We start from the raw sequence: 25830 nt of genomic DNA, 5'->3' as shown, positions 1-25830 counted from the left end.
GCTTCCTGCCACGCGGCTACTGGATCCGGATGTTCCGGCTGCGGATGACCTGTCGCCAGCGCGCGTTCTCGCGGGCGAAATAAGCCGGGAACTCCGCGCGCGGCCCGCCCATGCTGATCAGGCCGAGGCCGCTCAGCTTCTCGCCGATCTCGGGCGAGGCGAGCGCCTTGGCCAGCATGGCGTTCAGCCGGTCCAGGATCGGCTCCGGCGTGCCGGCCGGGGCGAAGAGGGCAAGGTCGTCATAGGCCTCGAAGCCGGGATAGCCCTGCTCGGCGAAGGTCGGGATTTCCGGCGCAACCGGGCTGCGCTGCGGCGTCGCGATGGCGAGCGCGCGGAGCTGGCCGGACCGCACCAGGGCCAGGCCGTTGGTGGTGGACATGAACAGCATCGGGTTCTCGCCCGACAGCACGCTGGCCGTGGTGGCGGGGCCGGTGCGGTAGGCGACCTCCAGCATCTCCACCCCCGCCTCCTGGAGGAACATCTCGGTGGCGAGGAAGGTGGAGCTGCCCGTGCCGGAGGAGGCGTAGGTCATCGGCGGCCGCGCCGCCTTCGTCCGGGCGACGAACTCCGCCAGGTCCTTCGCGGGGGAGGCGGCGTTGACCAGGATCATCATCGGCACGGAGACCACCCGCCCGACCGGCGCCAAGGCCGTGTCGTTGTCGTAGGGCAGGTCCATCAGGTGCGGCGCCATGGCGTAGGTGCTGCTGGTGCCAAGCAGCAGCGTGTGCCCGTCCGGCCGGGCGCGGACGACGGAGGCGGTGCCGATGGTGCCGTTGGCGCCCGCGCGATTCTCCACCACCACGGGCTGGCCCAGCTCCGGCGCCAGGCGCTGCGCCAGGAGGCGGCCGATGACGTCGGTGGAGCCGCCGGGGCCCCAGGGGACGACGAGCGTGACCGGACGATCGGGATAGGCCTGGGCATGGGCCGGACCGGCCATGGCCGAAGCGAGCAGGACAGCGCCGGCCAGTTGCCGCCGTGAAAGCATGCCATTTCCCCCTGGTGCCGGCCTTGTCCCCTGTGGAGTCTCCTGGGGCGGCCGGCTGGGGCGGAGGGCTATCCCGGATCGCAGCGCGCGGACAATAGACAAGACGCCCAACCTCCTTGTCGTCATTAAAACTATCTACAATAGTGAATAGTGATATACGGCGATGTCGCATGCCCGGTCGCGCCTGACAAGCCGCCGGCATGCGGGTCCGCCCCGCGCCGCCCGGCGGGCGGCAAGGCTGGACGCTGCCACCCCGCCTTCCCATTCCAGGCAGGGAAGGGGACGGCGCGGCCGGGCGTGACAGCCCGCCACGCATCCCCTGCCGAACCGCGTCGCGGGCCCCGGACCGTCCGGGTGGCCGCCGCGCTCCCGCAAGGCCGGCGGCCAGGCCGCTCCGGCGCATGGAGGCGACCATCAGCACGCAAAGGCAGCTTCACCTCGGCGCCTTCATGCGCCCGGCCAGCATCCATACCGGCGCCTGGCGCTACCCCGGCGCCTATCCGGACGCGAACTTCAACCTCGGCCACATGGTGGAATTCATCCGCAAGCTGGAGCGCGGGAAGTTCGACGCCTTCTTCATGGCGGACCACCTGGCGGTGCTGAACATGCCGGCCGAGGCGCTGCGCCGCAGCCACACCGTCACCTCCTTCGAGCCCTTCACCCTGCTCTCGGCGCTGGCCATGGTGACGGAGCGGATCGGGCTGGTGGCCACCGCCTCGACCACCTTCGATGAGCCCTTCCACATCGCCCGCCGCTTCGCCTCGCTGGACCACATCAGCGGCGGGCGCGCGGGCTGGAACATCGTCACCACCGCCAACCCGGACGCGGCGCTGAACTTCGGGCGCGAGGACCAGATGGAGCATGGCGAGCGCTATCGCCGCGCCCGCGAGTTCTACGATGTCGTCACCGGCCTGTGGGACAGCTTCGCCGAGGACGCCTTCCCGCGCGACGTGGCGACGGGAACCTTCCTCGACCCCACGCGCATGCACGTGCTCGGCCACAAGGGCGAGTTCCTCTCCGTCCGCGGCCCGCTGAACATCGCGCGCCCGGTGCAGGGCTGGCCGGTGATCGTGCAGGCCGGCGCCTCCGAACCCGGCCGGCAACTGGCGGCCGAGACGGCGGAGCTGGTCTTCGCCGCCGGCTCGACGCTGGAGGAGGCGAAGCGCTTCTACGCCGACGTGAAGGGACGCATGCGTGCCATCGGCCGCAACCCGGACCACCTGAAGATCCTGCCCGGCGCGCTGGTCGTCGTCGGCGACACGATGGCCTCCGCCCGCGAGAAGCGCGCCCTGCTGGACAGCCGCGTGCATGCGGAGAGCGCCATCGCCTCGCTCTCCATCGCGCTGGGCCACGACGCCTCCCGCTTCGACCCGGACGGGCCGCTGCCGGAGGTCCCGGAGACCAACGCCAGCAAGAGCGGCCGCGAGCGGGCGATCGCGCTCGCCCGGCGCGAGAACCTCACCGTCCGCCAGCTCGCCCAGCGCCTGGGCGGCTATGCCGGGCTCAGCTTCGTCGGCACGCCGGAACACATCGCCGACGGCATGCAGCAATGGCTGGAGGAGGAGGGCTCGGACGGGTTCAACATCATGTTCCCCTACCTGCCGCAGGGGCTGGATGAGTTCGTGGACCGCGTGGTCCCGGAACTCCAGCGGCGCGGCATCTTCCGCCGCGAGTACGCGGGCCGCACCCTGCGCGAGAATCTCGGCCTGCCGCGTCCGGCGAACCGCTTCTTCCCCCCGTGACGCGGGCCCGGGCCGCCACGCCCGCAGGTCCGCGTGGCGTGGGGGGAGCGCGGCGCCCCGACGGCGCCGCCCGTCGCATGGGGGAATGCGGGCGACGTTCCCGCTCCCGGACAACGCTGCCCGACCTCCGCGACGTATCGGGCAAGAACAGAGACGCCCGGCGAATGCCCCGCCACGTAAACAGACCGATGATAAGAAGTCATGTGAATGACCACATGACTGTGGCGTGCCTGACCAGGCTCAGTGATCGCGCCGGACGCCGAGGCGTCGGCGACGCCGTGCCATGACGGGACACGATATTCGCCAAATGAGAGAAACAGCGATGCTTTCGCAAAGCTGAAGCGGCCGGCGCGGATCACTTTGACGGCGCAGCATCAAAGCGCTTGTCGACCCCTGTGAAGTTTCGTAACGCGCGTAATCGTGACCAGGCAATGCCTGCCGATGGGCGCCAGGAGGGGTCGGACGATGCAGGACGATAGTGCGTGGCGTGAGACCGATCTGTCTCGCCGCTATGACGCCGTCATTATCGGCAGCGGTGCCGGCGGCGCCCCGCTGGCACTTCGCCTCGGCCAGCGCGGGCTTCGCGTCCTCGTGGTCGAGTACGGCGACTTCCTGCACGTCCCCCGTGGCGGCGACGACAAGCCGGTCGGCAAGTTCATCGCCGAGGTGATGGGAAGCCGCGACGCGCCGCTCAGCGTCGTCGGCGGACGCACCAAGTTCTACGGCGCGGCCCTCTACCGGATGCGCGAGAGCGACTTCCGCGAGGTGGAGCATGAGGGCGGCATCTCGCCCGCCTGGCCGATCAGCTATGCCGAGCTCGAGCCCTACTACGAGCAGGCGGAGCATCTCTATCGCGTGCACGGCGCGCCGGACGGCGACCCGACGGAGCCGCCGCGGGCCAACCCCTACCCCTATCCGCCGCTGCCGCACGGCCCCGTGGTGGCGAAGATGGTGGAGCGGCTGAACGGCACCGGCACGCCGGCGGCCCCGGTGCCGAGCGGCCTGGACTACGGGCCCGGCGGCAAATGCGTGCTGTGCCCGACCTGCGACGCGCATCTCTGCACGCTCGATGCGAAGATGGATGCGGAGGTCGCGTCGATGCGCCCCGCCCTGGCCACCGGCAACGTCTTCCTCTCCACCCGCACGGAAGCGCTGCGGCTGCTGACGGACAGCGATGGCCGCCGGACCACCGGCGTGCTGCTGCGGCGTGACGGCGTGGAACACCGGGTGCAGGCCGAGGTGGTCGCCGTCTGCGGCGGCCTGCCCGGCTCCGCCCTGCTGCTGCGCCGGTCCCGCACGGACCGGCACCCGGAGGGGCTGGGCAATGCCGGCGGCGCGCTCGGCCGCTATCTCGGCGGCCATTCGGTCGGGATGATCTTCCCCTTCGTCAGCGCGCTCAAGACGGTGCCGTCCTTCTATACGAAGACCTTCGCGATCAACGCGTTCTACGATGGCGCGCCGGGCTGGAAGTATCCGCTCGGTGTCGTGCAGGTCGCCGGGCAGATGCCCTTCTGGAACGAGGCGTCGCGGCCGATCCGGCCGATCGCCAAGCTGATCGGCACGCACAGCCTCATGTGCTTCTACATGGGCGAGGCCCTGCCGACCCGTGAATCCGGCCTGCGCTTCGACGGCGACGCCATCGCCGGGCGGGTCGATCCCGTACACAACCTCGAGACCTTCGCCAGGCTGCGCGAGATGGCGGTGGAGGCATTCCGTCGTGCCGGATACCGCTCCCTGGCCCGGAAACGCCCGCCCTACCTGTGGCACGAGGTCGGCACGGTCCGCTTCGGCACCGATCCCGGCACCTCCGTCCTCGATCCCAACTGCCAGGTGCACGACATCCAGGGGCTTTACGTCCTCGACGCCTCCACCCTACCTTCCGCCGGGGCCGTGAACACGGCCCTGACCATCATCGCGCTCTCCCTGCGGGCTGGCGACCACATCGCCCGGCAGGCTGGAATGACAGAAGAGCGCCGGGAGGAATTCGCGCTTCCGCACTGAGCCCGTCGAGGCCCCTGCACGGGCCCTCTGCGGCCGGTCAGGACCATGGGGTCCCGCCCGGTTTGCTCCGGTCCGGCGCGCGACGCCGCACCGGCGGCCTCCCTACCGGGTTGCCCGCATCGGGGCGCCCCGGCACCGAGACCAGGGAGCCCCAGGCGGGCTCCGGCACCTGCGAGGGCTGTTTATGAAACTCGTCTACTACCGCAAGCACGTGCCCAATTTCGGCGACGACCTGAATCCGGCGCTCTGGCCCGCACTGGCGCCGCAACTGTTCGACGGAGACGTGGAGCCCGAGGATGGCTTCGTGGGCATCGGCACGATCATCGGCATGCCCTGCGAACCCAAGCGGCTGCACGTCTTCTCCTCCGGCGTCGGCAACGACCGCCCCACCGGCTGGAGCGACAAGGACGTCCGGTACTGGTGCGTGCGCGGTCCGATCTCCGCGCGGCTGCTCGGGCTGGAGGCGGATCGCGCGATCACGGATGGCGCGATCCTGACGCCGCTGGTCGAGGGCTTCCCCAAGGCGGCCACCGGCAGCGGCGGCACGCTCGTGGTGCCGCATTTCGAGACGCTGGACCATCCGGGCTGGCCCGAGGCCACGAAGCTCGCCGGCTACGACCTGCTCGACCCGCGCGGCACGCCGCAGGACGTCGTCGCGAAGATCGCGGGCGCGAGGCTGGTGCTGACGGAATCGCTGCACGGCGCGATCCTCGCCGATGTCTACGGCATCCCCTGGATCGCCTTCGCGACTTCGAAGAACTTCGCCGTCACCAAGTGGGTGGACTGGACGCTCTCGCTCGGCTCCGACTTCGAGCTGACCCTGGTGCCGCCGCCCGATGCCGGGCCGCTCCTGGCCTTCGGGCGCCCGGTCGCGCCCTTCGGCCGCACCGTGCGCTTCGGCGCCGATGACGCCATGGCGCATTTCGATCAGCGGACGGGAGACGATCCGGTCACGCTGGTGACGCGGCTGAAGGGCGTGATCAAGCGCTCTCCACTGATCCGCCCGCTTCTGGGCTGCAGCCCGGGCCGCACCGCCGAGGCGTTGCAGGCGCTGGCCCGCTCGCCATCGCAGCTGAGCGCCGAGCCGGTGCGGCGCGAACTGCGTGAGCGCATGATGCAGCGCCTCGGCGAACTCAAGGCCACGGTCCACCCCGCCCCGGTCGCCTGACGGCCGCCGGCACGCACCCCGCCCCAGAGACGCGCTGCCCTCATAGGCGTGGCGTGATGGGTTGACGTCTGGCGGACTGGTGCCCGTGGCCCGGGGGCAAGACTCTGCCTCGCCCCCGTACCCCCACTCCGCCAGGACCCTGCGGGCCCTGGACCCGGTGGGCGCTGCCGCGGGACAGCCTGCGACGGGGTCACAGCGCCGAGGAGCCATGCTCCTCGGCGGGTACGGCCGCAGCATTCGCTGAAGCCCTCTGAAAGCTTTCTTCGGAGTCCCGCCTGTCCGCGTGCCGTCAGGGATCAGCCCGCAGGCTGGCGCCCACCGCACAGAACCGACTCCCAGCGGGGACCGGGGCCCGCTTGTGGCCCCGGCAGGGGAGGGTCTGGGAGGGGACGGCGTCCCCTCCCGGTCCGCCGCCGGAACACCACAGCACCACGAGGTTCAGGTCATCCCGCCGTCCGTATCAGTCGGCCGGCGAATCCGCCCCGCGCTGCGGCCGCGCCCGCCCCGTCGGCAGCCGCAGCGCCAGCGCCTCTGGCCTGCGGTTCTGACGCAGGGTGGCGGCCCCGGTCGCCACCACCGTCTGCGCGGCGGCGGAGAGTGTCTTGCGGTCGGGGACCTCGGCCGGGCTGACCGCCTCGTGCACCACGACGGTCACGTGGGCGCCGGCATGGCGCGCCAGGCGCCATGCGTGGCTGCCGATATCCATGTCGCCATACCAGGCGAAGAGCGGCCGCTCCCGCCGCCCGGTCGGCAGGTAGCCGAGCTGGTCGTAGCCGACGGAGATGGGCTGCACCATCGCGGCGGCGTTCGCCACGGCGAGGAAGGAGGAGCGGAACGGCAGGACGCGCGTGCCGTCGCTGCTGGTCCCCTCCGGGAAGAGGATCAGGCTGTCGCCGGCCTCCAGCCGTTCGCGCATCTCCACCGCCTCGCTGCCGGTGCGGCCACGCGCGCGGCTGACGAAAACCGTCCGCCCCAGCTTGGCGACGATCCCGATCATCGGCCAGCGCCCGACCTCGGCCTTGGCCACGAAGCAGGCTTCCAGCGTCCCGCCCAGGACGAGGATGTCGAGCCAGGAGGAATGGTTGGCGAGGTAGAGGCTGCGCGGCCCGGCCGGCGCGGCGCCGACCACGCTGACCCGCAGCCCGAACAGGATCTGCATCCCGCGCCAGTAGAGCCGCGCGAAGCGGATCTTGGCGCGGCCGGGCAGCAGCAGCAGCACCGCCTGGACGGGGATGGCCACCAGGGTCCAGAGCACGCAGAGGGTCAGCCGGCGCACCGCCCGGAGCCGCCCGCCCAGCGCCCGGGGACCCAGCACGTCGCGGAAGGCGACGCCGGGCAGGGCGGTGCGGAAGCGCAGCGGCATGCCACGCCCCTTGCGCTGCGGCCGCAGGGCTTCGGTGGGATCGCGCGGTGTGGAGGCCTGCATGGGCCATGCGGGTAGCCGCTGGCGGGATTCGGGGCAATCCGGCCGCCGTCAGGCGGCGGAGAAGCCCTCGCCCTCGCGCCGGGCCGCCCCCTCGCGCTCCAGCTTGATCAGGTGGGCGAGCAGGCTGCGGGCCGCCCCGCCCACCAGCCGCGGGTCGAGTTCCGGGCCATAGACCGCCGGGACCAGGGAGGCCGCCGTCGCCAGCCGTGCCGCCCGCAACGCCTCCAGCACCCGCTCCTCCCGCTCGCGCCGATGCGCGGCCAGGGCGGCGAGGAAGGGCGCGGGCTCCTCCACGGTCGGGCCATGGCCGGGGAGCAGGACGCGGTCGTCCCGCCCCGCCAGCCGGCCGAGCGAGGCCATGTAGTCCGCCATGTCGCCATCGGGGGGCGAGACCACGCTGGTGGACCAGCCCATCACGTGATCGCCGCTGAACAGCAGGCCGCTCCCCTCCAGCGCCAGGCAGAGGTGGTTGGCGCAATGCCCGGGCGTGTGCAGGGCGGTCAGCCGCCAGTCATCCCCCTCGATGCCGGCGCCGTCGGGCAGGCGCTCGTCCGGGGTGAAGCCGTGGTCGCCGCCCTCGCCCCCGGCCTCGGCCGGGGTGAGATGCGGGCCGAAGCCCGCGGTCGGCGCGCCGGTCGCCCGCGACAGCGCCGCGGCGCCGGGGGAGTGGTCCCGGTGCGTGTGGGTGATCACGATCCGCACGATCCGCTCGCCCGCCGTGGCGCGCAGGATGGCCTCGGTCTGCCGCGGGTCGGCGGGGCCGGGGTCGATCACCGCCACCCGGCCGCGTCCGACGATCCAGCTGTTGGTGCCGCGGAAGGTGAAGGGACCGGGGTTGTCGCAGAGCAGGCGGCGCACGCCCGGCGCGACCTCCACCGCCTGGCCGGGGGGCAGCGGGTCGTCGCGCCGGAAGGGGATGGGCCCGACGGGGAAGGGGGAACCGCCGCTCATGCCTGCTTCCGCCCCTCGCCACGCAGCACCACCAGCCCGGCCGCCACGATCAGCGCCGCGCCACCCAGCATCGCCAGCCCCGGCGCGTCGCCGAAGACGAGCAGCCCGATCAGCATCGCCCAGATCAGCCCGCTGTAGGAATAGGCGCCGAGCGCCGAGACCAGCGCGGAGGCGAAGGCCTCCGTCAGCAGCACCTGGCCCAGCCCGCCCAGCAGGCCCATGATCAGCAGCAGCAGCCATTCCTGGCCGGTCGGGGGGACCCAGACGAAGGGCAGCATGGTGGCCGTGATCGCGGTCATCAGCATGGACTGCCACAGCACGATGGTCGTGCTGGTCTCCGTGCCGGAGAGCTGGCGGACCATCAGCACGGTCGTCGCCGCCACCGCCCCCTGCGCCGCGGCGAGGAAATAGGCCCAGGCCGGCGCCGACCCGCCGCCGAGGGCGCCCTGGCCGAGCGCCACCACCATGACCCCCGCGAAGCCCGTCAGCACCGCCACCCAGCGGCGTGGCCCCGGCCGCTCCCCCAGGAAGGGGATGGCGAGCAGGATGACGAAGAGCGGCTGGGTGTAGGAGAGCACCGTCTGGTCGGCCAGCGGCAGCAGGGTGAGGGTGTAGAAGGACAGCCCCATCCCGCACAGGCCGGTCAGCGCCCGCACCAGATGCCCGAGCGGCCGCTTCGTCCGCAGCCTCACCCCCCCGGGCCGGGTGGCGGCGATCGCCAGCACCACCGGCAGGGCCAGCATGTTGCGGAAGACCATCAGCTCCAGGAAGGGGATACGGGCGGAAAGCAGCTTCACCAGCGCCCCCATCAGCGTCAGCGTCAGCGTGGCCCCGAGCATCAGCAGCGCGCCGCGCCGGATGTCGTGCCGCATGGCGGGACGGGGCGGGGGGTCGGTCATGGCGGCGTCTCCACCGCCCGGGCGGCCGAGGCGCGCATCCGCTCGCGGGCGCGCAGCCGTTCGCGGTGCAGGTTGTACAGCCCGGCCGCCGCCACGACCGCCGCCCCGGCCAGGGTCGTGGCGGCCGGGCGGTCGCCCCAGATCAGCAGCCCCAGCAGCACGCCCCAGAGCAGCGGGGTGTACTCGAACGGGGCCAGCACGCTGACCGGCGCCAGGGCGAAGGCGCGCGAGAAGAGCAGGTGCGCCATGCCGTGCGCGCTGCCCAGCAGCACCAGCACGAGCATCGTGCCGGGCGCCGGCAGCGCGTGCGCGGGCGGGAAGAAGGGCAGCATCAGCAACCCGCCCGGGACCTGCGCCGCCATCACCCAGAACGCGACGGTGGCGGCGGAATCGGTGCGCGCGAGGGTCCGGGTCCAGATCCGGGTCAGCGCCAGGATGCCGATGGTGCCCAGCACCATCGCCACCTCCCAGCGCCAGAGCGCGCCGCCCGGCTGGAGCATGAACAGCACGCCCAGGAAGCCGATGCCGGTGCTGGTCCAGCGCCGCCACCCCACCTGCTCGCCCAGCAGGGGGATGGCCAGCAGCGTCATCACCAGCGGCGTGGTGGAGGAGACGGCATAGGTGTCGGCGAGCGCCATGCCGCGGTGCCAGGCGATGTAGAAGCCCAGCGTGACGAGGCAGTTCAGCCCGCTGCGCCAGAAGACCAGCGGCGCGTTCACCGGGCGCAGCCGCAGCTTCCCCGCCCGGCTGCGCCGCGCCAGCCGGGCGGCAGCGGCCACGGAGAGGGCGCCGAACAGCCCGCGCCACGCCATCGCCATCGCCTCCCCGATCTCGGGGAGGGCCCACTTCATCGCGGCGTCGGAACAGGAGGTGACGAAATAGGCGAAGGCGATCAGGCCGATGCCGCGCAGCGTGTCCTCGGCTGGCAGGGTGGGGCCTGCCGAGGCGGGAGCTGCCGGGGTGGCGGCCCGCCCGGCGGGACCTGGCGGCGGTGCGGCGGAAGGCCCCGGCGGGGCGCCCCGTTCTCGGTCAGCCACGCCCGGCGTCTTTCGGCCGGCGCGTGTCCCTGGGGCGACGCATCAATCCTCCCGGACGTACAGCTTGTAGCCCTCGATCTCGCCTTCCTGGTGGTAGTGCGCCCAGGTCGCGGCGAAGAGGGGGTGGCGGGAGAAGTATTCGATGAAGTCGAACTCGCCGTTGCACCAGGGGATGCCCGGGTGGCGCGTGATCAGCACCGCCGCCGGCGGGGCGCGGGCGAAGTCCTCCGCCACGGTGCGGTAGACGAAGAACTCCGCCCGGCTCATCTCCCAGGGCTCGCGGTAGCGCGCGCCGCCGGCGGGGCATTCGCGGTACACGCCCTGCAGCAGCCACATGTTCATGGTCCGCAGCGTCGACTGCGCCTGGGCGTAGTTCAGCGCCGGATAGACCGGGAAGATGTCGGGCGTGATGATCAGCAGCCGCTCGCCGAAGGCCTCCCGCTTCAGCCAGGCGGTCAGCCGGCCGGCCTTGGTGCCCTCGAACTGCAGCTCGCGGAAGGGCGCCTCGCCGCCGCGGACGGCGAAGAGGGTCAGCCCCAGCGCCGCCAGCAGCGCCAGCGCGGGGGCGGAGCGGTGCGCCCGGCCCGGAGGCAGGGCCGCGTCGGCCCAGCGCGCCGCCAGCAGGCCGGCCAGGACGCCGCCGAGCATCAGGATCGGGGCGACGTGGTAGGTCCAGCCCTTGTGCTGCACCCAGGCGGAGGCGAAGGCGCCGCAGGCCGCCATGGCCAGCGCCACGGCGAGCGTGCCGGCGCCGCGGCGCAGCGCCGCCGGCAGCAGCACCAGCAGGAACAAGGTCGCCGCGCCCATGTCCTCGGTGACGAGGACGTGCCAGGCGCTCTGCCCGCCCAGGTCCAGGTAGTATTGCCAGACCAGCGGCACGACATGGCCGAAGTAGTCGGGGAAGAGGGTCGGGATCGCCGCCAGGTAGAGCACCCAGACCGCCGCCATCAGCCAGGGCGCGGCATCGCGCAGCGCCCGCCGCGGGCCGCGTCGGACCAGCACGGCCAGCTCCACCAGCGCCGGCACGGCCAGGAAATGCGGCTTCAGCGCGAAGCCCACCGCCGCCAGGATGGTGGTGCCGAGTCGCAGCCCCGGGCCGGTGCGCTGCCCCTCCATCCGCCGCGCCGCCAGGACGCAGTAGGGCAGGGCACAGGTGGCCATGATCACCTCGCGCTGGCCGAAATCGTAGCCGGTGATCACCAGGGCCAGCGGGATCAGCACGTTCAGCACCGCCCGCTCGACCTCGCCCTCCGCCCGGTCGCGCCGCAGCCGGTGGCAGAGCCACCAGGAAGTGGCGGCCACCAGCAGCAGGCAGAGCTGCAGCGACTGCACCCCGTCCAGCGGCGTCCATTCGGCGATGGCCGCGGGCACCAGGTTGAGGACGAAGATCAGCGGCGGGTTGACGTCGATCAGGTCGGAGTAGAGACGCTCCCCGGCCAGCCAGCGCTGCGAGAAGTTCAGCACCGCCGCGACGTCATGGTTCAGCGGCGGCGAGAGCACCGTCGCCAGGAACATCAAAGCGGGCAGCCAGACGGCGATCCGCAGCAGCCGGACCCGCAGCGAGGGCAGGGCGGGGCGGGACATGGTCAGCGACGGGGCGGCGGTCGGCGGGGGGGTAGGGGCGTTCATCGTCCGGTGGGGCGTGCCCGCCGCGGGAGGCAGGGCGGAGCGAATGGTGTGATTGCCAGAGGAATGCGGCGGAGACTAGGCGAGTCCGCCTTTCCGGCGCCTTTCCGCAGCCTTGCGGCCGCCGTGACCGGGCCGTAACCACCCCAGCCGTGGAACCCGCCGAATACGCCCTGATGGACGCGGCCGAGGACGGCATGTGGTGGTACCGCGCCGTCCACGCCCGCCTCGCCGCCACCCTGGCCGCCCGCCCGCGGCCAGGGCGGGTGCTGGATGCCGGCTGCGGCACCGGCGGCGGGATGCGGGCGCTGGCCGCCGCCCTGCCGGGGGTCGAGCTGGTCGGGCTGGAATACGATGCCGCCGCCGCCGCCCGGGCCGCCGCCAAGTCCGGCCGGCCGGTGGCGGGGGGCGACGTGAACCGCCTGCCCTTCGCCGACGGGGCCTTCGCCGCCGTCGTCTCGGTGGACGTGCTCTGCCACCGCGGCGTCTCCGAGGCGGAGGCCCTGGCGGAGCTGCGCCGCGTCCTGGCCCCGGGCGGGCTGCTGGTGCTGAACCTGCCCGCCTTCGAGTGGCTGCGCTCGGCGCACGACACCCGCGTCCACAACGCCCGCCGCTACACCGCCCGGGGCGCGCGCGGGCTGCTGGCGGCGGCGGGCTTCGCCGGCATCGAGACGCGCTACTGGAATTCCCTGCTGCTGCCGCTGATGGTCGTGCAGCGCAAGGTGCTGGCCGCCCGCGAGGATGCGGCCAGCGACGTCGCCCCCTTCCCCCCCTGGCTGGATGCGGCCCTCGCCGCCGTGGACGCCGCCGAGCGGCGCCTCGCGGCGCTGGGGGCGCGCTTCCCGGCCGGCGGGTCCGTGCTGGCCCTGGCCACGAAGCCCTGAGACAATGCGAGACATGCCTGCCCTGACCGAGCTGCCGCCCTTCCGCGGCCTGTCCATCGTCGTGCCCGTCTACCGGGGCGCCGCCACCATCGGCCGCCTGGTCGAGGCCCTCTCCGCCCTGGAGCCGGAAGGCGGGATCGAGATCGTCCTGGTCAACGACGGCAGCCCCGACAACTCCGGCGAGGTCTGCCGCCGCCTGGCCGAGACCGCGACGGTGCCGCTGACCTATGTCGAGCACGCCCGCAACTTCGGCGAGCACAACGCGGTCATGACCGGGCTGCGCCATGCCCGCGGCAGCTACGTCATCACCATGGACGACGATCTGCAGAACCCGCCGGAGGAGGTCGTCCGCCTCTACGACCATGCGCGCCTCAACGGCTGCGACGTGGTCTACACCCGCTATGCCGAGAAGAAGCACGAGGCCTGGCGCAACCTGGGCAGCCGCTTCGCCAATGCCGTGGCGGACAGCCTGCTGGACAAGCCGCGCGGCCTCTACCTCTCCTCCTTCCGCTGCATGTCCGCCCTGGTGGTGCGGGAGGTGACGCGCTACGCCGGGCCCTATCCCTACATCGACGGGCTGATCATGCAGGTGACGCAGCGCATCGATTCCATCGAGGTGCGCCACCTGGCCCGGATGGACGGGCGCTCCAACTACACGCTGCGCCGGCTGGTGCGGCTGTGGCTGAACCTCGCCACCTCCTTCTCCGTCGTGCCGCTGCGCTTCGCCGCCTTCGCCGGCATCGCCATGGGCGCGCTGGGCCTGCTCGCCGCGCTGCTGGTGGTGCTGGAGGCGGTGATGGGCCACCCGCCCTCCGGCTGGGCCTCGCTGATGGTGGTGACGCTGCTGATCGCCGGCGTGCAGTTCGTCATCCTGGGCGTGCTGGGCGAATATGTCGGCCGCGCCTTCCTCTCCGCGAACGGCAAGCCGCAGGGGGTGGTGCGCGACGTGGTGCGCGGCACGGCCGGACATGCCGCGCGCGAATACCCGCCCCGTGCCGAGCCCGCCGGCCTGTCCGCCCGCCCGTGAGCCCGTCGCATCCATGATGATCCACTGGCTGTCCCTGGCGGCGGCGATCTGCACCTCGCTCGCCGGCCAAGTGCTGCTGAAGGCGGGCACGCTGGGGGAGGGGGGCTTCCTCACCCAGCTCTTCCGCTGGCAGACCATCATCGGCCTGGGCGCCTATGGCGGGGCCGCGCTGCTCTACATCGTCGCGCTGCGGAAGATCCCGATGAGCGTGGCCCTGCCCTGCACCGCCGCCTCCTACATCCTGATCGCGCTGATCGGCCACTTCGCCTTCGGCGAGGCGCTGGGGACGCAGAAGGTCGCGGCGATCGGGCTGATCGGCGCCGGGGTCATCCTGCTGGCGACCGCCTGATGCGCGGGGCGGCGCTGGCGGCGCTGCCGCTGCTCGCCGCCTGCATGGCCCAGCCGGCACCGGGCGGCTGCCCGGCCGGGCTGGCGCCGGGGATGGTGGCCGAGGCCTTCCTCGGCCGCGACCGCGCCGGCGCCCCGGAGGTGAGCGAGGCGGAGTTGGCCGCCTTCCTGGCCGAGGAGGCGACGCCGCGCTTCCCGGACGGGCTCACCGTGCTGGACGCCGCGGGGCAGTGGCGCGGCGCCGATGGCGGGGTGCTGCGCGAACGCTCCAGGCTGCTGGTCATCGCCCTGCCGGGCGCGGACGCCGCCCAGGCCGCCGCCCGGCTCGCGCCGCTGGCGGAGGCCTACCGCACCCGCTTCCGGCAGGAGGCGGTCCTGCGGGTGGTGCGGCCCGCCTGCCTGGGCTTCTGACCCCGCGCTTTGCCGCGCCGCCCGGCCGCGCCATATGGGCCGGACCTCTTGCAGCCGGGGTGGGCATCCCGCCCGCGGCAGGACCGATCCGTGCCCGACGAGCCCCTCGCCCTCTACGTCCACTGGCCCTTCTGCGCCTCGAAGTGCCCGTACTGCGACTTCAACTCGCATGTGCGGGAGCGCGTGGACGCGGCCCGCTTCGGCCGGGCGCTGCGGGCGGAGCTGGCGGGGGAGGCGGCGCGCACCGGGCGGCGCCGGCTGGCCTCGGTCTTCTTCGGCGGCGGCACGCCCTCGCTGATGCCGCCCGAGGTGGTGGCGGACCTGCTGGCGGATGCGCGCCGCCTGTTCGACGCCCCGCCCGGGCTGGAGGTCACGCTGGAGGCCAACCCGACCTCGGTGGAGGCGGCGAAGCTGCGCGCCTTCCGGGCGGCGGGGGTGAACCGGCTGAGCCTGGGCGTGCAGTCGCTGGACGAGGCGGCGCTGGCCTTCCTCGGCCGGCGGCACTCGGCGGCGGAGGCGATCGCGGCGCTGGAGCACGCCCGCGCGACCTTCCCGCGCCTGTCCTTCGACCTGATCTATGCCCGCCCCGGCCAGGAGGAGGCCGCCTGGCGCGCGGAGCTGCGGCGGGCCCTGGCGCTGGCCGCCGATCACCTCTCCCTCTACCAGCTCACCATCGAGCCGGGCACGCGTTTCGCCACCGAACATGCCCGCGGCGCCTTCGCCCTGCCGGAGGACGAGGCGGCGGCCTCCATGTACCGCGCCACGGCGGAGGAGGCGGCGGGCTTCGGGCTGGAGCCCTACGAGGTCTCCAACTACGCCAGGGCCGGGGCGGAGAGCCGGCACAACCTCACCTACTGGCGCTATGGCGACTATCTCGGCCTCGGCCCGGGGGCGCACCAGCGGCTGGGGCTGGACGGGGAGCTGCTCGCCGCGCGGCGCCACCGCGGTCCGGAGGCCTGGCTGGAGCGGGTCGAGCGCGATGGCCATGGCCGCGTCGAGGAGGAGGCGCTGGCCCCGGCGGACCGGGCGCGCGAGGCGCTGCTGATGGGGCTGCGCCTCCGCGAGGGGATCGACCCCGGCCGCGTCGCCGCGCGCAGCGGCCTGCCCTTCGCCGAGACGGTGGAGCCGGCCGTGCTGGAGGCGTGCCTGGAGGAAGGCTACCTGGCCTGGACCCCGGATGGCCGCCTGCTGGCCACCTCCGAAGGCCGCCTGCGCCTCGACGCGCTGTTGCCTGCGCTGTTGCGCTGATCCGCGCGGCGTGACGCGTTGACGCCTGCCGGCGTGGGGTGCGCCCGTGGCCCGGGGGCAAGGCGCTGCCTCGCCCCCGTACCCCCACTCCGCCAGGACCCTGCGGGCCCTGGACCCGATCGGCGCTGCCGCGGGACAGCCTGATACGGGGTCGAGGCGCCGAGGAGCCATGCTCCTCGGCGGGTACGGCCTCAGCCCTCGCTGACGCCTTCTGAAGCTTTTTCAGAGTCCCGCCTGTCCGCGCGCCGTCAGGGTTCAGCCCGCAGGCGGACATCTACCGGAAGCACCAGACTCCCAGCGGGGACCGGGGCCCGCTTGTGGCCCCGGCAGGGAAGGGTCCGGGACGGGGATCGACGCACGGCGTCGATGCCGCAGGCTGGCGTCCCCCTCCCGGTCCTCCGCCGGAACGCAACAACACGACGGCTCAGATTATCCCGCCGTGGGTATGAGCCTCCCCGGACAGGCCGATCGCGGATGCCGCTCAACGTTTCGTGCGCCGACGCGTTGTGGCTGCACGCGGGGCCGCAGGGGCGGCATCCGGCGTGGACAGGAAGGGCGACGGAATGTCGATTCTGGCGTGGCTGGTTCTCGGGCTGATCGCTGGCTTCATCGCCAGCAGGATCGTCAACAAGACCGGATCGGGCATGGTGCTGGATATCGTGCTGGGCATCATTGGCGCCATCGTGGGTGGCTGGCTCTTCACGACCTTCGGCGCGGCGGGCGTCACCGGCTTCAACATCTGGAGCATGCTAGTCGCGGTGATCGGTGCCGTGGTGGTGCTGCTGGTCTACCATGCGGTCGCTGGCCGACGGGCCATCTGAGCCCGCCGGGAAACCCTGCCCCGCCATCGGGCGATGAGGCCACGGAGCGCGCCGACGGCACGCCGTCGCTGCCGCGAACCAGAGATCGAACAGGAGACGCATGATGAACGAGGACAAGGTCGAGGGCACCGCCAAGGAGTTCGCCGGCAAGGCACAGGGTGCGGTCGGCGGCGCCGTGGGCGATGCCAAGACCGAGGTGGAGGGGAAGGCGCGGGAGCTGTCCGGCAAGGCGCAGCAGGCCCTGGGCGATGCCAAGGAAAAGGCGTCCGAAGTCTATGAGGACGCCAAGGACAAGGCGTCCGAGCTGAGCCACGACGCCCAGTCCGAACTGGCGCGGCTGAAGGCCCAGGTCGAGGACCTGCTCCGCGACCGCGTGAAGCCCGCCATCTCCGACGCCGCGGCCGTGGCGGGGGAGTATGCCCACCAGGCGAAGGACCGGATCTCCGAGGGCGCCGACTACGCGACCTCCAAGGTGAAGCAGCAGCCCTTCCTGGCTCTGGCCGCCGTGGCCGTGGTGGCCTTCGTGGTGGGCCGCGTCTCCGCCGACCGGTACTGAGCGGCCATTGCCCGGCGAGCCGCCCGGGAGGGCGGCCGTCCGGGTGGCCCTCCGGCCGGCTTGACCGGACACATCGGTGATGCGCGGCACGCGGCGTTGACCGTCCATCCGCTTCGGGGGATGGACGGGCCATGCCGCGTTTCCTCGCCGTGCTCCTGCTGGCGGCCCTGCTGAGCCCCGGGACGGGCCGGGCTCAGGGAGCCTCGACGGGAGCCTCGGCGGACTGGACCCTGTGCCGCCGCACCATCGCCGCGCTGGAACCGGGGTCCGGCGTGCCGCCTGGGCTGCTGGGCGCCATCGGGCTGGTGGAAAGCGGGCGGCAGGACCCTGCGACGGGGCGCCCCGAGCCCTGGCCCTGGTCCTACAATGCCAGCGGCACCGGCCATGCCGCCCCGACCAAGGCCGCGGCGGTCGCGGCCGTGGCGGCGCTGGCGGCGGCCGGGACCCGTTCGGTCGACGTCGGCTGCATGCAGGTCAACCTGCTGCATCATCCGGACGCCTTCCCGGGCCTGGAGCAGGCCTTCGACCCGGTGGCCAACATCCGCTACGCCATCCGCTTCCTGCTGCAGCTCCGCGCCCGCAGCCAGGACTGGGGCGAGGCGATCGGCCGCTATCATTCCGGCGAGGCGGAGCGGGGCGCCGACTACAGCCGCCGGGTGGCCCTGGCGCAGCTCGGCGTGGCCTGGAACCGGGGTGGGACGGTGCCCCTGCCGGGGCTGGCCGGGGCGGGGCTCTGCGCGGCCGGGCTGCGGCCGGCCCTGCTCTTCGGCGGGGCGCGGGAGGCACGCCGCTTCCTGCAGCCCGGTGCGGCCCGCGCCGCGCGTCCCTTGCCGCTGCCGCGAACGAACAACCGGCCCCGCATGGTCTGCCTGCGCCCCGGACGCTGACCCTCCCGCCCCATCGTCCCCGGCGACGCCTGTTTCCTGCGGAGCCGGGTGTTTCCCGCGGAAGGGGGGTGGGCCTATCGTCCCCTCGAACGGCGGCGGGCTTGGCCTGATTCGTCCAGGGGGGAGGTGGCGGATGGTCACGGGATACGCCCGCGCGCACGATCCGCGGCCAGGGCCAGGATCGGTGTGCACCACCGGCAGCGCGGCCCCGCCCCGCCCGGCGGCCGTCCCGACAGCGCCATGCCCCGGAGGAAACCGATGAGCCAGACGCGTGCCGTGCCCCGCTACCAGGGCGTCTTTCCCGTGGTGCCCACCATCTTCGACGAGCGGGGCGGCCTCGACCGGGAGGGCCAGAGGCGCTGCGTGGACTTCATGATCGACGCAGGGTCCGACGGCCTGTGCATCCTCGCGAACTTCTCCGAGCAGTTCGTGCTCTCGGACGAGGAGCGCGAGGTGCTGACCACGGACATCCTGGAGCACGTCGCGGGCCGCGTGCCGGTGATCGTCACCACCACGCACTTCTCCTCCCGCGTCTGCGCCGAGCGCTCCGCGCGGGCCCAGGCGGCGGGTGCGGCGATGGTGATGGTCATGCCGCCCTATCACGGCGCCACCATCCGCCTGCCCGAAGCCGGGATCTTCGAGTTCTTCCGCGCCGTGTCCGACGCGATCTCCATCCCCATCATGATCCAGGACGCGCCGGTCAGCGGCACCACCCTGACCGCGCCCTTCCTGGCGCGCATGGCGACGGAGATCGAGCAGGTCTCCTACTTCAAGATCGAGACCCCCTTCGCCGCCGCCAAGCTGCGCGAGCTGATCACCCTGGGCGGGGAGGCGATCGAGGGCCCCTGGGACGGGGAGGAGGCGATCACGCTGATGGCCGACCTCGATGCGGGCGCGACCGGGGCCATGACCGGCGGCGGCTATCCCGACGGCATCCAGCAGATCATCCGCCCCTTCCAGGCGGGCGACCGCGAGGGTGCCATGGCCGCCTACGGCCGCTGGCTGCCGCTGATCAACCACGAGAACCGGCAATGCGGCCTGCTCGCCGCCAAGGCGCTGATGCGGGAGGGCGGGGTGATCGCCTGCGACGCGCCCCGGGCGCCGCTGCGGCCGCTGCACCCGGCCGCCCGGGCCGGGCTGATCGAGCTGGGTCGCCGGCTGGACGTCATGGCGCTGCGCTGGGGACGCTGATCGCGGGCCCTGCCGCTTGCAGAGGGGCCGGCGCGACATGACATGGCGTTCATGATCGACGCCAAGGCCCTTCTCGACAGCTTCCTCGGCAACCGGGCGGGGGCGGCCAGCGGCCAGTCCGGCGGAGTGCCGGCGACCGGCCCCTGGTCCCGCCCCGACGCGCCGCCCGTCCCCGCGCAGGCGGGCGGGCAGGGCGGCAGCCCCTGGACCAACCCGGCCGCCGCCGCGGGCTCCACCCTGTCCGTCGGCGGGCTGGCGGAGACGGCGAAGCAGGTTCTCGGCCAGGCCACCCGGGGTGGCATGGGCGGCTTCGCCGGCGGCGCGGCCGCGGGCGGGCTGCTGGGGGCCGTGCTGGGCGGCAAGAAATTCCGCAAGATGGGCGGCGGCGTGCTGAGCCATGGCGGCGCCGCGCTGCTGGGGGCCCTGGCGCATCGCGCCTACCAGAACTGGCAGCAGGGCCAGACCCCTGCCCAATCCGCCCCGCCGGCCCCGCAGGAGGTCGCGCAGGTCGAGCCCCGCTACCTGCCGGAGGCCGCGCCGGCCGCCGACGGCCAGCCGTTCGAGCTGGCGCTGGTGCGCGCGATGATCGGTGCCGCCAAGGCGGACGGCCACATCGACGCCGAGGAGCAGCGGGCGATCTTCGCCAAGGTGGAGGCCATGGGGCTGGATGCCGAGGCCAAGGGCTTCGTCTTCGACGCGCTGGCGAAGCCCATGGGCGTGGCCGAGGTCGCGGCCTCGGCCCGCACGCCCGAGCAGGCGTCCGAGCTGTACCTCGTGTCGCGCCTGGCGGTGGATCCGGACGAACCGGCGGAGCGCGCCTATCTGGAGGCGCTGGCGCATCGGCTGAAGCTGCCCGAGGGGCTGGTCGCGCATCTGGACCAGCAGGTCACGGCCGCACAGCGTGGCGCCACCTAGGCCGGGCGCGGCGGCGAGGGATGCGAGACGCCGGCATCACCGCGACCTGACCGCCGGGGGCCACATCGCCGGCGGGTCGGGAGCGGATGGTGCTGGAGCCCCGGCGCCACGAAGCCAGATGAGCGGCGTGGTCCCGATCCTGTCCCGTCGCCGTGTCGGCGCAGCCCTGCTCGCACCCGCGGCGGCGGCGCTGGCGCCATACCCGTCGCGCGCGCAGCCCGCGGCTGCGCCGCTGGCCGAGGTGTTGCAGCAGGCGGCCGCGCTGACGCGGCTGCATACGCTGATCGTCCTGCGCGACGGGGAGATCCTGGCCGAGCGGACCTTCCGCGGGGCGCCGCCGGACCGGGCGGTGAACATCAAGTCGGCGTCGAAATCCGTGCTCGCGATCCTGGTGGGAATCGCCATCGAGCGCGGGGTGCTCCAGGGGCCCGACCAGCCGCTCGTTTCCGTGCTGGGCAACCGCGTGCCGCCCGAGGCCGACCCGCGCGTGCGCGACATCACCATCGCGCATCTGCTCTCGATGCGGGCCGGGCTGGAGCGGACCTCCGGGGAGAATTACGGCGCCTTCGCGAACAGCCGCGACTGGGTGCGCTTCATCCTGTCCCGCCCCATGGCCGCGGAGCCGGGCGGGCCGATGCTCTATTCCACCGGCAGCACGCACCTGCTCTCGGCGGCGCTGACCCGCGCCTCCGGGCGCTCCACGCTGGATCTGGCGCGGGACTGGCTGGGCGGGCCGCTGGACATCGCCATCCCGCCCTGGCCGCGCGACCCGCAGGGCATCTACTTCGGCGGCAACGACATGCTGCTCTCGCCCCGCGCCCTGCTGCGCTTCGGCGAGATGCTTCGCCTCGGCGGGCGGTGGCGCGGCCGGACGGTGGTGTCACAGGACTGGATCCGGGCGAGCTGGTCGCCCCAGGCACGCTCGCCCTGGAGCGGGCAACTCTACGGGCTCGGCTGGTGGATCGGACAGGCGCGGGGCGAAAGCGGGACGCATCCGGTCTTCTTCGCCTGGGGCTATGGCGGGCAGATGCTCTACATCGTGCCCGAGCTGGCGCTGACGGTGGTGATGACCTCCGATCCCACCGGCCCGCGCGCCCCGGAACACACCGCCGCCCTGCACGGGCTGCTGGCACAGGGGATCGTGCCGGCGGCGGAGCGGCTGGCCTGAGGGCGTTCCGGCCGGTGCGCCGGCACCGGACATGCGCCGGCCCTCGGACCGGAGCGAGGGCTCGGGCGCCCGGCGGTGCCGCCCCGGCGCGATGACGCTGCCGCGCGACGGCGCTGCCGGGCCATGACGCCGCCGGGCGCCGGCACTACCCCCGGCGCTGGTCGATCAGAAAGCGTCCGAGGAACCCGGCGAGCTCGTCATCCGCCTCCAGCGGCAGCACGTTCGCCACGTACTGGTCCGGACGGACGACCACCAGCGCGCCCCTTGCCCGGTCGATGCCGCGCAGGTCGAAGATGTCCGGCCCCGCCTTCAGATCCGGGGTGAAGGCCTTCTCGTAGTCGATCAGGCCGAACGGGCCCTTGCGCGGCAGGAGCATCGGCGGAAGCTCCTCGACGCGGAGGTCGCGATGTCCCTGCTGGACGACGGCGCGGACGTCGATGACGCTGTCGATGTCCGCGCCCTCCGGCGTGAAGCGCAGCACCGGCGATCGCGGCGAATGCGCGAGGCGATCCATCAGCGCACGCAGCCTCTCGCCGTCCGCGTCGGCGAAGGCGTAGAGGCGCCATGCCGCATCCGCCCGCGCCACGTGGCCGAGCTGCACCGGCTTGGCATCGGCCAGGCGGATGACCGGCGCCGAGTGGAAGCGCATGCCGATGGTGAAGCCGCTGGCCAGGGCCTGGTGCGTCGCCTCGGCGGTCAGGCCGGTGGCCGGCGGGTAATGGGTCGCGACCCCGGCTGTGTAGCGGCCCGACATCACGAAATAGGCCTGCAGCTCGGCGGGATCGACGCCGCCCAGTTCGGGGTGCTCCGGATCGACCGGCGGCGATGCCATGATCCTGGACCATTCCCGGTCGAAGTCGATGAGGCGCTGCGCCACCGCGTGCCGCTCGATCGTGTAGGTGCGCAGCAGCTCGGGCCTGGCGCGTCCGAGGAGAACGGAGGCCAGCTTCCAGCCGAGGTTGAAGGTGTCCTGCAGGGAGACGTTCATGCCCTGGCCGGCCTTGGCGCTGTGCGTGTGGCACGCATCGCCCGCGATGAACACGCGCGGCAGGCGCGACCCCGCTTCCTCCGCCGGCACGTCGTCGAAGCGGTCGGCGACGCGCTGGCCGACCTGGTAGACGGCGAACCACGCCACGCTCTTCACGTCGAGCGTATAGGGGCGGAGGACACGCCGGGCGGTCTCGATGACCTGCTCCTGGGTGATCCGGCGGACGGCGTCGCGATGCGCGGGGTCCACCTCGCCGAGATCGACGTAGAGCCGCACGAGGTAGCCGCCCTCGCGCGGGATGAGCAGGATGTTGCCCTCCTCCGCCGACTGGATCGCCGCCTTCAGGCGGATGTCGGGGAAGTCGGTGACGGCGAGCATGTCCACGACGCCCCAGGCATGGTTGGCGAAGTCGCCCCGCAGCTCGGCGCCGATGGCGTCCCGCACGCGGCTGCGCGCGCCGTCGCAGCCCACGACGTAGCGCGCGCGGACCTGCTTGACCTCCTCCGTGCGCGTGTTCCGCAACGTGACGGTCACCGGGTGCTCGGCCGTGGCCTCCACCGCCAGGGTGACGAACTCCCAGCCGTAGTCGGGGACCAGCCGCGTCGGCGACTTGCCCATGTACTCTTCCAGGTGTCCCAGCAGCCGCGCCTGGTTGACGATGACATGGGGAAATTCGGACAGGCCGTCGGCCGTGTCCTGCACGCGGCCGGTGCGGACGATCCGCGAGCGGTCACCGGGGGAAGGGCGCCAGAAGACCGTCTCGTTCACCCAGTAGGCTTCGCGGATGAGCTTCCCGCTCAGCCCGAAGGTGTCGAAGGTCTCGACGGTGCGGCAGGCGACGCCGTCCGCCTGGCCCACCTGCAACGGACCCTCGCGCCGTTCGACGATCCGCGTGGCGATGCCGGGGAAGGCCGAGAGCTGCGCGGCCAGCAACATTCCCGCCGGGCCGGTGCCGACGATCAGGACATCCGTGGTCTCCGGCAGCGCGGCCGGGCGGGCCTCGGCGCCGGGGGCGGCCGGATGCAGGTCGGGATCGCCCGGCCGGTAGCCATCAAGGTAGAACTGCACGTCCCCTCCCTCCCATGGTGTTGCTCGATCCGCGCGCGGTGCGCTGGCCGTCCCTGGCCGCCCGCGTTGGCCACGGAGGTCGTCATTGCGCGACCAGATGGAACGTAGACAATTAATCAGTATACGGTCAATATAGTTCCTGTGCGGGGTCCGGTGGCGCCGGCGCCGGCACCGTCGCGGATGGCGGCACGTCCCCGGCACCGAAGGGATCTGCCGCTCCGGTGGCTGGCCCTTGCCGTCCCGGCGGCTCTACCCTCCCGTCGCCAGGGCGTGTCCGGCCCCCGGGGGCCAAGGGCGCCGCTCCGGCCGAATGCCATAGCAGGGGAGGATCGCGCGCCCGGACGACCCGGCCCGCAGCGGCCGGCCCTGAACCGAGAGGGCCCCGCCATGCGTCCCATGCTGCCGCTGCTCCTCCTGCTGGCCGGGCCGGCCGTGGCCGCGGAGCTACCGGTGCGGGCGGTGACCCTCTCCTCCGCGGGGCTCGCGCAGACACCCTGCGCGTCCCGGCCGAGGATGTGGACGACCTGCTGAAGAGCCTGGTGGTGGCCGATCCCGCCGGACCCGTCGCCGGCCTGCGCCTGCCCGCCCGCGACCTGGCGGCCGAGGCCTTCCGCGGGCTTCCGCTGCGCCAGGAGGATTTCGCTGACCGCGTCCGCCTCTTCGGCGCGCTGCGCGGGCAGGAGGTCACGGCCGCCGGCGTCACCGGCCGGATCGCCGAGGCGGCGGAACTGCCCCGGGTGCCGGGCCTGGCCACGGGCGGCGGCCTGCGCCTCACCCTGCTGACGCCCACCGGGCTGACGGCCGTGGTGCTGGAGGAGGGGGCGGAGGCCCGGCTGGCCGATGCCGCGCTGGCCGCTCGCATCGCCCGCGCCGCCGAGGCGCTGGCCGCGGCCCAGTCGGAGAGCGAGCGGCGCGTGGAGATCCGGCTCCGCGCCGACCGCGTGCGCACGGTCAGCGTCACGACCGTCACCGGCGCGCCGCTGTGGAAGCCCTCGTGGCGGCTGCTGGTGCCGGAGATGGGCCAAGCCGAGGCCAGGGCCCGGCTGCAGGGCTGGGCGGTGGTGGAGAACCGGTCCGGGACGGACTGGGATGGCGTCCGGCTGACGCTGGTGGCGGGGGAGGCCGCGGCCTACCGCCAGTCGCTCTATACGCCCCTGCTGGTCGAGCGCCCGGAACTGCCCGTCCGGGTCGCGGAGGCGGTGCAGGTCGAGGCGGATACCGGCGCGCGCCCGGCCCCGCCGCCGCCGCCCGCCCCGGCCCCCGCCTTCGCCGCGGAGGCGCGCCGCGACCGCCTCGGGGCCGCCCCGCCCGCCATGGCCGCCGCCCCGGCCCTGGCCGCCGCCTCGGCCGGCCGGATCGCCTTCGCCCTGCCGGAGACGGTGACGCTGCGCAGCGGGGAGACGGCGAACCTGCCCTTCCTGGACGCCGGCCTGCCGGCCGAGCGGGTCTGGTGGGTGCAGGACCTTGCCGCCCGCCATCCGCTCCAGGCGGTGCGCGTCACCAATGCCGGCGATTCGACGCTGCCGGACGGCATCGCCACGGTCTACGGCGTCTCGGGTGCCGAGGCCGGCGGCTTCCTGGGCGATGCCGAGATCCGCGCCATGCCGCCGGGGGCCACCCGCCTGCTGGCCTTCGCCCGCGACCGCGACGTGCTGCTGACGGCGGGCGGCGGCGCGACGGACCGGCCGGTGCGGGCGGAACTGCAGCCGGGCCGGGTGGTGGTCCACCTGCTGCGGGTGGAGGAGGTCGCGCTGGCCGTCGATCCGCGCGGCGCGCGCGGCCGGCTGATTGTCGATCTGCCGCGCCGGCCCGGCGCGACGCCGCGCTTCGCCGTGGCGGCGGAGGGGGATTTCGGACTGCGCCACGAGGCGGTGGTGGAGGGGCCGACCACCCTGCGCCTGCCCTTCGAGCGGGCCCAGCGCCAGGAGGTGCCGCTCTGGGATCCGGGGCTGGGGGATCCGCTGCTGCTCTCCTGGCGGCGCATCGACGTGGAGCGGGAGCTGCGCCGCCTGCCGGGCGGGCCGGCCACGCTGGAATCCCTCCGCGCCACGCTGGAGCGCATGGCGCCGGACGCACCCGGCCGGGAGGGGCTGGCGCGGATCGCCGACCGCCTGGCCGCGCAGCGCGGCCTGCTGGAGGCCTTCCGCGCCGCCGCGCGCACGGCGGCGACGTCGGAGGCGGCGCTGACCCGCGCCCGCGCCGCGGTGGAGGACCGCACCGGCCCGGCCCGGGAGAAGGCGCGCCAGGCACTGAACCGCGCCTCCGTGCAGGCCGACCGCGCGGGGGCCGCGGCGGATGCGGCGTGGGAGGCCTGGCAGCGGGGCGCGGCGGCGCTGCTCTCCGCGGCGGAGTGACGACGGCCCCGGCGTTCCCGACGCCGCGGGGGCGGGCGCCGCAGCGCGGCGGCCGGCCGCCCCTCATTCGGATGAAGCGGCCTCCTGCGCCGCGGCCTATCATCCGCCCGACTTCCGCCCACGCCGCTT

General features: G+C 73.6%; 22 protein-coding genes. 15 read left to right on the top strand and 7 right to left on the bottom strand.

Going from position 1 to position 25830, the window contains the following annotated elements:
- Positions 1 to 16: 16 nt before the first annotated feature.
- Positions 17 to 985, bottom strand: coding sequence for a Bug family tripartite tricarboxylate transporter substrate binding protein (locus tag LPC08_RS12175; protein ID WP_230452929.1), 969 nt, complete (start codon positions 983 to 985; stop codon positions 17 to 19).
- Between the two features lie 401 nt (positions 986 to 1386).
- Between LPC08_RS12175 and LPC08_RS12170 the strand changes: the two genes are divergently transcribed.
- The 3 genes from LPC08_RS12170 (at position 1387) to LPC08_RS12160 (ending at position 5896) form a co-directional block, all read left to right on the top strand.
- Positions 1387 to 2727 (top strand): LLM class flavin-dependent oxidoreductase, encoded by a 1341-nt coding sequence (locus tag LPC08_RS12170; RefSeq protein WP_230452928.1) that lies wholly within the window; start codon positions 1387 to 1389, stop codon positions 2725 to 2727.
- A gap of 465 nt (positions 2728 to 3192) precedes the next feature.
- On the top strand, positions 3193 to 4728 hold the full coding sequence (locus LPC08_RS12165) for a GMC oxidoreductase (RefSeq protein ID WP_230452927.1): 1536 nt from the start codon (positions 3193 to 3195) through the stop codon (positions 4726 to 4728).
- A gap of 184 nt (positions 4729 to 4912) precedes the next feature.
- Entirely contained in the window at positions 4913 to 5896 is a 984-nt protein-coding gene (locus tag LPC08_RS12160) for a polysaccharide pyruvyl transferase family protein (protein WP_230452926.1), read from the top strand.
- A 460-nt stretch (positions 5897 to 6356) separates the two neighbouring features.
- Here LPC08_RS12160 and LPC08_RS12155 read toward each other — a convergent pair whose 3' ends face one another.
- From LPC08_RS12155 to LPC08_RS12135, 5 genes are read right to left on the bottom strand one after another with little or no spacing between them, the layout of a single operon-like run.
- Positions 6357 to 7322 carry a lysophospholipid acyltransferase family protein gene (locus LPC08_RS12155; protein ID WP_230452925.1) on the bottom strand — a complete coding sequence of 322 codons (966 nt, stop codon included), beginning with the start codon at positions 7320 to 7322 and terminating at the stop codon, positions 6357 to 6359.
- 48 nt (positions 7323 to 7370) lie between these two features.
- On the bottom strand, positions 7371 to 8273 hold the full coding sequence (locus tag LPC08_RS12150) for an MBL fold metallo-hydrolase (protein ID WP_230452924.1): 903 nt from the start codon (positions 8271 to 8273) through the stop codon (positions 7371 to 7373).
- Positions 8270 to 9172: a DMT family transporter gene (locus LPC08_RS12145; RefSeq protein ID WP_230452923.1), complete on the bottom strand. Its 903-nt coding sequence runs from the start codon at positions 9170 to 9172 to the stop codon at positions 8270 to 8272. Before LPC08_RS12145 ends, LPC08_RS12150 begins: the two co-directional genes overlap by 4 nt.
- Complete coding sequence (locus LPC08_RS12140) at positions 9169 to 10209, bottom strand: DMT family transporter (protein ID WP_230452922.1); 1041 nt, start codon at positions 10207 to 10209, stop codon at positions 9169 to 9171. Before LPC08_RS12140 ends, LPC08_RS12145 begins: the two co-directional genes overlap by 4 nt.
- A 42-nt stretch (positions 10210 to 10251) precedes the next feature.
- Positions 10252 to 11838 carry a hypothetical protein gene (locus tag LPC08_RS12135; protein WP_230452921.1) on the bottom strand — a complete coding sequence of 529 codons (1587 nt, stop codon included), beginning with the start codon at positions 11836 to 11838 and terminating at the stop codon, positions 10252 to 10254.
- A 173-nt stretch (positions 11839 to 12011) separates the two neighbouring features.
- Between LPC08_RS12135 and LPC08_RS12130 the strand changes: the two genes are divergently transcribed.
- The 11 genes from LPC08_RS12130 to LPC08_RS12080 all read left to right on the top strand — a co-directional run bounded on the left by LPC08_RS12130 (position 12012) and on the right by LPC08_RS12080 (position 21291).
- Positions 12012 to 12719 (top strand): class I SAM-dependent methyltransferase, encoded by a 708-nt coding sequence (locus LPC08_RS12130; RefSeq protein ID WP_230452920.1) that lies wholly within the window; start codon positions 12012 to 12014, stop codon positions 12717 to 12719.
- A gap of 13 nt (positions 12720 to 12732) precedes the next feature.
- A complete protein-coding gene (locus LPC08_RS12125) occupies positions 12733 to 13746 on the top strand; it encodes a glycosyltransferase family 2 protein (protein ID WP_230452919.1) in 1014 nt (337 codons plus the stop codon).
- A gap of 13 nt (positions 13747 to 13759) precedes the next feature.
- Positions 13760 to 14095, top strand: coding sequence for a DMT family transporter (locus tag LPC08_RS12120; RefSeq protein WP_230452918.1), 336 nt, complete (start codon positions 13760 to 13762; stop codon positions 14093 to 14095).
- On the top strand, positions 14095 to 14505 hold the full coding sequence (locus LPC08_RS12115; RefSeq protein WP_230452917.1) for a DUF3574 domain-containing protein: 411 nt from the start codon (positions 14095 to 14097) through the stop codon (positions 14503 to 14505). The genes LPC08_RS12120 and LPC08_RS12115 overlap by 1 nt, the downstream gene beginning before the upstream one ends.
- Positions 14506 to 14595: 90 nt before the next feature.
- The gene (gene hemW, locus LPC08_RS12110; RefSeq protein WP_230452916.1) at positions 14596 to 15753 is read left to right on the top strand and encodes a radical SAM family heme chaperone HemW; all 1158 of its coding nucleotides are present in this window, start codon (positions 14596 to 14598) and stop codon (positions 15751 to 15753) included.
- A gap of 563 nt (positions 15754 to 16316) precedes the next feature.
- A complete protein-coding gene (locus LPC08_RS12105) occupies positions 16317 to 16574 on the top strand; it encodes a GlsB/YeaQ/YmgE family stress response membrane protein (RefSeq protein ID WP_230452915.1) in 258 nt (85 codons plus the stop codon).
- Between the two features lie 100 nt (positions 16575 to 16674).
- Entirely contained in the window at positions 16675 to 17130 is a 456-nt protein-coding gene (locus tag LPC08_RS12100) for a CsbD family protein (RefSeq protein WP_230452914.1), read from the top strand.
- Positions 17131 to 17261: 131 nt separating this feature from the next.
- On the top strand, positions 17262 to 18017 hold the full coding sequence (locus LPC08_RS12095) for a lytic transglycosylase domain-containing protein (protein WP_230452913.1): 756 nt from the start codon (positions 17262 to 17264) through the stop codon (positions 18015 to 18017).
- A 258-nt stretch (positions 18018 to 18275) separates the two neighbouring features.
- Positions 18276 to 19208, top strand: a complete 933-nt coding sequence (locus LPC08_RS12090) for a dihydrodipicolinate synthase family protein (RefSeq protein WP_230452912.1) — start codon at positions 18276 to 18278, stop codon at positions 19206 to 19208.
- Between the two features lie 51 nt (positions 19209 to 19259).
- The gene (locus LPC08_RS12085) at positions 19260 to 20123 is read left to right on the top strand and encodes a tellurite resistance TerB family protein (protein WP_230452911.1); all 864 of its coding nucleotides are present in this window, start codon (positions 19260 to 19262) and stop codon (positions 20121 to 20123) included.
- 118 nt (positions 20124 to 20241) lie between these two features.
- Positions 20242 to 21291, top strand: a complete 1050-nt coding sequence (locus LPC08_RS12080; protein WP_230452910.1) for a serine hydrolase domain-containing protein — start codon at positions 20242 to 20244, stop codon at positions 21289 to 21291.
- A 145-nt stretch (positions 21292 to 21436) separates the two neighbouring features.
- On the opposite strand, the gene LPC08_RS12075 is transcribed toward LPC08_RS12080, so the two are convergent.
- Positions 21437 to 23347 carry an FAD-binding monooxygenase gene (locus tag LPC08_RS12075; protein WP_230452909.1) on the bottom strand — a complete coding sequence of 637 codons (1911 nt, stop codon included), beginning with the start codon at positions 23345 to 23347 and terminating at the stop codon, positions 21437 to 21439.
- Positions 23348 to 23862: 515 nt separating this feature from the next.
- On the opposite strand from LPC08_RS12075, the gene LPC08_RS12070 reads away from it, so the two are divergent.
- On the top strand, positions 23863 to 25701 hold the full coding sequence (locus LPC08_RS12070) for a DUF4139 domain-containing protein (RefSeq protein ID WP_230452908.1): 1839 nt from the start codon (positions 23863 to 23865) through the stop codon (positions 25699 to 25701).
- Positions 25702 to 25830 lie beyond the last annotated feature (129 nt).

Origin of the sequence: Roseomonas sp. OT10, assembly GCF_020991085.1 — a bacterium.
GTDB lineage: Bacteria > Pseudomonadota > Alphaproteobacteria > Acetobacterales > Acetobacteraceae > Roseomonas > Roseomonas cutis.
This window is presented reverse-complemented; position numbering and strand designations above follow the sequence as displayed.